General features: G+C 69.6%; 5 protein-coding genes. 4 read left to right on the forward strand and 1 reads right to left on the reverse strand.

Features of this window, described 5'->3' with window-relative positions; genetic code table 11:
* The first annotated feature begins 7 nt into the window (after positions 1-7).
* On the forward strand, positions 8-2,299 hold the full coding sequence (locus HMPREF0591_RS25175) for an FtsK/SpoIIIE family DNA translocase (protein WP_244269103.1): 2,292 nt from the start codon (positions 8-10) through the stop codon (positions 2,297-2,299).
* A gap of 64 nt (positions 2,300-2,363) precedes the next feature.
* On the opposite strand, the gene HMPREF0591_RS25180 is transcribed toward HMPREF0591_RS25175, so the two are convergent.
* Positions 2,364-2,879 carry an amino-acid N-acetyltransferase gene (locus HMPREF0591_RS25180; RefSeq protein ID WP_170826189.1) on the reverse strand — a complete coding sequence of 172 codons (516 nt, stop codon included), beginning with the start codon at positions 2,877-2,879 and terminating at the stop codon, positions 2,364-2,366.
* Positions 2,880-2,935: 56 nt separating this feature from the next.
* On the opposite strand from HMPREF0591_RS25180, the gene pgsA reads away from it, so the two are divergent.
* From pgsA to pspA, 3 genes are all read left to right on the forward strand, one after another.
* Entirely contained in the window at positions 2,936-3,535 is a 600-nt protein-coding gene (gene pgsA / locus HMPREF0591_RS25185; RefSeq protein WP_040623882.1) for a CDP-diacylglycerol--glycerol-3-phosphate 3-phosphatidyltransferase, read from the forward strand.
* A gap of 118 nt (positions 3,536-3,653) precedes the next feature.
* Positions 3,654-3,992, forward strand: a complete 339-nt coding sequence (gene clgR, locus HMPREF0591_RS25190) for a transcriptional regulator ClgR (protein ID WP_007171538.1) — start codon at positions 3,654-3,656, stop codon at positions 3,990-3,992.
* A 126-nt stretch (positions 3,993-4,118) separates the two neighbouring features.
* Positions 4,119-4,890, forward strand: a 772-nt coding sequence (gene pspA, locus HMPREF0591_RS25195) for a phage shock protein PspA (protein WP_007171539.1), incomplete at its 3' end; no start/stop codon positions are given.

A 4,890-nucleotide genomic window follows, 5' to 3' on the forward strand; every position in this document is an offset into this window, starting at 1 on the left:
CACCTGGCTGATGGCCGCCCGCAGCACCGGCGGCGCGGCCCGGTCGATCGGGCGGGCCCGCGACATCGACCCGGGACACCGCCGCGACGGCATCGCGCTCATGCTGCTCGGCCTCTCCGTCGTGGTCGCCGCGAGCTCGTGGTTCGACGCCGCCCGGCCGGTCGGCGCGTGGGTCGACACGCTGTTGCGCACCTTCATCGGGGCGGGCGTCCTGGCCCTCCCCGCCGTCACCGCCGCGGTGGCGGTGGCGCTGATGCGCACCCAGCCCAATCCCGACGCGCGTCCCAGGCTGATCCTGGGCGCCACCCTGATCGCCCTCTCCGTGCTCGGGCTGCGCCACCTGTGGTCCGGCTCGCCGGAAGACCCGGAGGCGCGCCGCCGCGCGGCCGGATTCATCGGGTTCGCCATCGGCGGGCCCCTGTCGGACGGGCTGACGGCCTGGATCGCCGCGCCGCTGCTGTTCATCGGCTTCATGTTCGGTCTGCTGCTGCTGACGGGCACGACCATCCGGGAGGTGCCCGACGCGGTCCGCGCCATGTTCGGCCCCCGGCTGCTCGACGACGACGAATACGACTACGACGACGACGATTCCGTTGTGGCCGAGGACTTTTCGGACGGCTACTACGACGAGAGCGCCCTCGACGACGAACCACCGGCCTGGCCGACCGCGGACCCGGCCCCCGCCCTGCGCGACAACGAGGACGACATTCCCACGACGCCGGAGCCGGCCGTCGGGAAGAGCCGCCGCCGCGACAAGAAGCAGACCGAGGTGCTGGACCGGGTCGTCGAGGGGCCCTACACCCTGCCGTCGATGAGCCTGCTGGTCGCCGGGGACCCGCCGAAGAAGCGCAGCGCCGCCAACAACGTCATGGCCGACGCCATCGGCGAGGTGCTCACCCAGTTCAAGGTCGACGCGGCCGTCACCGGCTGCACCCGCGGGCCGACCGTCACCCGCTACGAGGTCGAGCTCGGGCCCGGCGTCAAGGTCGAGAAGATCACCGCGCTGCAGAAGAACATCGCCTACGCGGTGGCCACCGAGAGCGTGCGCATGCTGGCCCCGATCCCCGGGAAGTCCGCCGTCGGCATCGAGGTGCCCAACACCGACCGGGAAATGGTGCGGCTGGCCGACGTGCTGACCGCGCCGTCGACCCGCCGCGACCACCACCCGCTGGTGATCGGCCTCGGCAAGGACATCGAGGGCGACTTCATCTCGGCCAACCTGGCCAAGATGCCGCACCTGCTGGTCGCGGGGTCCACCGGATCGGGCAAGTCCAGCTTCGTCAACTCCATGCTGGTGTCGCTGCTGACCCGGGCCACCCCCGAAGAGGTCAGGATGATCCTGATCGACCCGAAGATGGTGGAGCTCACCCCGTACGAGGGCATCCCGCACCTGATCACGCCGATCATCACCCAGCCCAAGAAGGCGGCCGCCGCCCTGGCCTGGCTGGTCGAGGAGATGGAGCAGCGCTACCAGGACATGCAGGCCTCCCGGGTCCGCCACATCGACGACTTCAACGAGAAGGTGCGCTCGGGCGCCATCACCGCGCCGCTGGGCAGCCAGCGCGAATACCGGCCCTACCCGTACGTGGTGGCGATCGTCGACGAGCTGGCCGACCTGATGATGACCGCCCCCCGCGACGTCGAGGACGCCATCGTGCGGATCACGCAGAAGGCCCGCGCGGCCGGCATCCACCTGGTGCTGGCCACCCAGCGCCCGTCGGTCGACGTGGTGACGGGCCTGATCAAGACCAACGTGCCGTCGCGGCTGGCGTTCGCCACCTCGTCGCTCACGGACAGCCGGGTGATCCTGGACCAGGCCGGCGCCGAGAAGCTGATCGGCATGGGCGACGGCCTGTTCCTGCCGATGGGCGCGAGCAAGCCGCTGCGCCTCCAGGGCGCGTTCATCACCGACGAGGAGATCCACGCCGTCGTCAGCGCCTGCAAGGACCAGGCCGAACCCGAATACACCGAGGGCGTCACCGCGGCCAAACCCACCGGCGAACGCGCCGACGTCGACCCCGACATCGGCGACGACATGGACGTGTTCCTGCAGGCCGTCGAGCTGGTGGTGTCCAGCCAGTTCGGTTCCACCTCGATGCTGCAGCGCAAGCTGCGCGTCGGGTTCGCCAAGGCCGGCCGGCTGATGGACCTGATGGAGACCCGCGGCATCGTCGGCCCATCCGAGGGTTCCAAGGCGCGCGAGGTCCTGGTCAAGCCCGACGAGCTGGCCGGGACGCTGGCGCTGATCCGGGGCGGCTCTGGGGGAGAGGCCGCCGACGGCGGCGACCCCGACGAGTAGCGCCGAGCGTCACGCCAGCGTGACGCTGGGGCGCGGACGTCACGCCAGCGTGACGCTCGGGCGATCAGAGCACCAGCAGCATCCGGGAATTACCCAGGATGTTGGGCTTGACGTAGCTCAGGTCCAGGAACTCGGCGACACCGATGTCGTAGGAGCGGCACATCTCCTCGAACACCTCGGCGGTCACCGGCGTGCCCTCGATCTCGGTGAACCCGTGCTTGCCGAAGAACTCGGTCTCGAACGTCAGCACGAACAGCCGCTTCAGCTGCAGCTCGCGCGCGACCGCGAGCAGCCGGTCGACGATCGCGTGGCCGATGCCGCGGCCGGTCATCGCCGGGTCGACCGCGACGGTGCGAATCTCGCCCAGGTCCGACCACATCACGTGCAGCGCGCCGCAACCGACCACGTCGGCGCCGGATTCGGCCACCCAGAACTCCTGCACGGCCTCGTACAGCGTCACCAGGTTCTTCTCCAGCAGGATCTTCCCGGCGTAGGTGTCGACGAGTTGCTTGATCGCGGGGACGTCGGACGTTCGCGCGCGTCGCACCACCAGTCGGTGGTCCTGCGGACTTTCGGTCACGGCTAACAGTATCGGCATCGCGAACGGGTGCGCTGGTCAACGGTTATTCTGTTGCGGTGTCGGGGCAGCCGGAGACGGGTCCGTTGATGGGACCGCCAGGCCGCGTCCACATCGCAAACCTCGCCAACACGCTGACGTTGCTGCGGCTGGTGTTGGTCCCGATCTTCCTGCTCGCCCTGTTCGCCAAGGACGGCCACGAGATCGCATTCCGGATCTTGGCTTTCGTGATTTTCGCGGTCGCCGCCATCACGGACCGGCTGGACGGCCTGCTGGCCCGCAACTACGGCATGGCGACCGAGTTCGGCGCGTTCGTCGACCCGATCGCCGACAAGACGCTGGTCGGTTCGGCGCTGATCGGGCTGTCGATGCTCGGCGAGCTGCCGTGGTGGGTCACGATCGTGATCCTGGTTCGCGAGTTCGGGGTCACCGTGCTGCGGCTGGCCGTGATTCGCCGGGGGGTCATCCCCGCCAGTTGGGGCGGCAAGGTCAAGACCGTGGTGCAGGCGGCGGCGATCGGCTTGTTCATCCTGCCGCTGTCGGGGCCGTTCCGGGTGGCGGCGGCCGTGGTGATGGGTGCGGCCGTCGTGCTGACGATCGTCACCGGCATCGACTATGTGGTGTCGACCGTGCGGGAAGTGCGGCGCGCGGCCGACTGATTCTGGGGTCGCCGAACGGGAACCAAGACCCCGCCGACCGCGTTGCACGTAATGAGCGCCTGCCGGACGCGGTCGACCGTCGCGCCGAGCAAGCTGACTTGGACGAAGGAGGGCAGAAATGCCGTCATTGGTGCGCGAGGTGATCGGCGACGTGCTGCGCGAGGCTCGGATGACCCAGGGCCGGACGCTGCGCGAGGTGTCCGATTCGGCGCGGGTGAGCCTCGGCTACCTGTCCGAGGTGGAGCGCGGGCGCAAGGAGCCCTCCAGCGAGCTGCTCAACGCGATCTGCGACGCGTTGGAGGTGCCGCTGTCGTCCGTGCTCATCGACGCCGGCGAGCGGATGGCCGGCCTGGAGCGGGTGACCCACGGGGCGGTCGCCGACGGCGTGCGGGCACCCAGCATCGACGCCGACACCAAGGTCGTCATCCCGCCTGTCGCGTCCCTGGCGATCGCCTGACCGCGGCCCCGGACGGGGATCCAGCGCCAGGGGTAGGGCGATCGGCGCCGACCCACTAAATTGAGCGACAAGCGACGGCCCATCCAGGGACCATCCGGCCTATAGAAGCGAAGGTGGAGCTCACTCATGGCCAATCCGTTCGTCAAAGCGTGGAAGTACCTCATGGCGCTGTTCAACGCGAAAATCGACGAGCACGCCGACCCCAAGGTGCAGATCCAGCAGGCCATCGAGGAAGCGCAGCGCACGCACCAGGCGCTGACCCAGCAGGCGGCGCAGGTGATCGGCAACCAGCGCCAACTGGAGATGCGGCTCAACCGGCAACTCGCCGACATCGAAAAGCTCCAGGTCAACGTCCGTCAGGCCCTGACGCTGGCCGATCAGGCGACCGCCGCCGGTGACGCCGCCAAGGCCGCCGAATACAACAACGCCGCCGAAGCGTTCGCGGCCCAGCTGGTCACCGCCGAGCAGAGCGTCGAGGACCTCAAGACGCTGCACGACCAGGCGCTCAACGCCGCCGCCCAGGCCAAGAAGGCCGTCGAGCAGAACGCGATGGTGCTGCAGCAGAAGATCGCCGAGCGCACCAAACTGCTCAGCCAGCTCGAGCAGGCGAAGATGCAGGAACAGGTGAGCGCGTCGCTGCGGTCGATGAGCGAGATCGCCGCCCCCGGCAACGTGCCCAGCCTCGACGAGGTGCGCGACAAGATCGAGCGCCGATACGCCAACGCGATCGGGGCGGCCGAGCTCGCCCAGGGTTCGGTGCAGGGCCGCATGCTCGAGGTCGAGCAGGCCGGGGTGCAGATGGCAGGTCACTCCCGCCTCGAGCAGATCCGCGCGTCGATGCGCGGCGAGGCGCTGCCGACCGGCGGGGCGCCCGCCGCGGGCGCCACCCCGGAGGCGG

The organism is Mycobacterium parascrofulaceum ATCC BAA-614 (assembly GCF_000164135.1).
In the GTDB taxonomy this organism is placed as follows: domain Bacteria; phylum Actinomycetota; class Actinomycetes; order Mycobacteriales; family Mycobacteriaceae; genus Mycobacterium; species Mycobacterium parascrofulaceum.